We start from the raw sequence: 227 nt of genomic DNA, 5'->3' as shown, positions 1-227 counted from the left end.
TCCGACCACGTTTCACGTGTGTGGCCGTACTCAGGATCCTGAACTGAGGGTCAACGATTTCATCTACGGGGGTATCACCCTCTGTGCCGAGCCTTCCCAGACTCTTCGATTATTATTGACTTTGGTAACTCAAATGTTCAGTCCTACAACCCCAAAGAGCAAGCTCTTTGGTTTGGGCTATTCCCCGTTCGCTCGCCGCTACTTAGGGAATCGATTTTTCTTTCTAT

General features: G+C 48.9%; 1 rRNA gene. It reads right to left on the bottom strand.

The window, feature by feature from the left end:
* Positions 1-227 (bottom strand): 23S ribosomal RNA (locus HF569_RS12260); the annotation flags it as partial.

It is taken from the genome of Levilactobacillus tujiorum (genome assembly GCF_012641185.1).
In the GTDB taxonomy this organism is placed as follows: Bacteria; Bacillota; Bacilli; order Lactobacillales; family Lactobacillaceae; genus Levilactobacillus; species Levilactobacillus tujiorum.
The sequence above is the reverse complement of the archived record's forward strand: the minus strand, read 5'-3'. Positions and strand labels throughout refer to the sequence as shown.